Source organism: Brucella haematophila, from assembly GCF_005938105.1.
GTDB lineage: Bacteria > Pseudomonadota > Alphaproteobacteria > Rhizobiales > Rhizobiaceae > Brucella > Brucella haematophila.
The window spans coordinates 1-1,606 of record NZ_VCPE01000049.1; the positions used below are offsets into that span (position 1 = coordinate 1).

Genomic DNA, 1,606 nt, shown 5'->3' on the forward strand with positions numbered 1-1,606 from the left:
GGTCTCTAGCCGCGCGGGTGTCAATCACCCTATTCTTTCTTCCTAAGTTTCTGTTTCTGCGCGTATTTCTGCTCATGGGCAGTATTCGCAAGACAACAGATCACCGCTGCCGGAGTGTTCCGGCAGGGCAAAATTCAGGTCTGTCGTCCTGCCCGCAAGATCATCAGTCTCTCCGTAGTCACGCCGCCCTCTGCTGACGGCGACGGCTACATTATGATGTTCAATAAGAACAAACAGGCGGGACCAATAGGAGCCTCGGCTTCAACGCCCGCCGGAAAGATCCCGGTTGACCAGCCACCCGACCAAACGTCGCTCACCCATCTGCCGTCTTGCTGCAAGACCCCCGGCTTCAGACTCACCGGGGTTTTCGTCAAACGGGCGCTGACGCAACCCGTCCGGATTTCGAGGCAACGACGATCAGCTCCTGCTTGAGCTTGACGCGTTCCTGAGGGCTCAGCTTCTTCGGCCGGAACCGGTCGTTGTTGAGCCATATCTTGTGCATGATCATCGCCAGCTTCCTCGCTACCGCGATGCGCGCCTTTGAGAAGCCGATGCGTTTCGCCAGGCGTACGCCCCATGCTTTGAGGCTGTTCCATTCCTGACTGCCGGAAAGCAGGACCGTCGCGGCGATCACAAGAACACGGCGGGTCGCTGGATCGCCACGCCGGGATATGCCGCCCATGAAGTTCGTTTCTCCCGACTGGAACTGCCGAGGGGTCAGCCCGAAGTATGCGGCAACGTCCGAGGACTTCTGGAAGCGCTGCGGATTATCCACTGCAGCATAGAACGACAGCGCAGTGACCGGCCCGATTCCGGGAATGTCCATAAAGCGCTTGACCATCTCGATGCTGTTAGCGATCGCGTGGATTTTCTCGGTTAGCGGTGCGATCTTCTCGACTGCCTCCATGTAAAGATTGAGCGAGGGCAGCACATAGGGTCTGACATGGACGCCGTTCCTCTCAGCCTCGGCCAAACCTTCGAGGGTTCGTTTGTAGAAGGTATCCGCTGTCACGTTTCCACGCTCAACGATTACGCCGAATGGCTTGAGAACGCCGGCGATATGATTTTCAAGGCCGACCTTCTGGCTGACCAGGTGATCCCGCATCGCCAGAAGTACCCGGGTCTCCTGCGATGCCTGAGACCTGATGCTGACCACTCTGAGGAAGTCTTCACCACCCATCCGGACGAGCTGTGCCAGACCACGGGCATCGTTTTTATCGGTCTTGTTGCGATAGGTGGCCAGAAACCGGTGAGCCTGGAATGTCTCCATGCAGACGACGTCGAAGCCGCTTTTCACCAGCCCGCTATAAAGCCAGCTGCTCATGTTGCCGGCCTCGAGCCCGATCTTCATCGCCTTGTCTGCGTCAACCCTATTGGTCAGCCAGCCACGAATGTCTTCGGGCCGGGTATTGCATTTTCCCTCGCAGAATTTCTTGCCGTCGGTATCGATGACACAAATGGATGTCATTCTCTGCGAAACATCGAGGCCAACAAAATAATCGTATGATTTACTACTCATGGCGTTCTCTTCCGTTTGGTGCATGACGTCAGAGATGATAAGCGCTATTCAACTTGGACGGTGAGGCAAGCGCGGCTACACCATAGG

The 1,606-nt window shown here is 56.5% G+C and carries 1 protein-coding gene; it reads right to left on the minus strand.

The features are described 5' to 3' along the window. Window positions 1-370: 370 nt before the first annotated feature. Window positions 371-1,519, minus strand: coding sequence for an IS110 family RNA-guided transposase (locus FGI60_RS26140; protein ID WP_138787578.1), 1,149 nt, complete (start codon window positions 1,517-1,519; stop codon window positions 371-373). Window positions 1,520-1,606 lie beyond the last annotated feature (87 nt).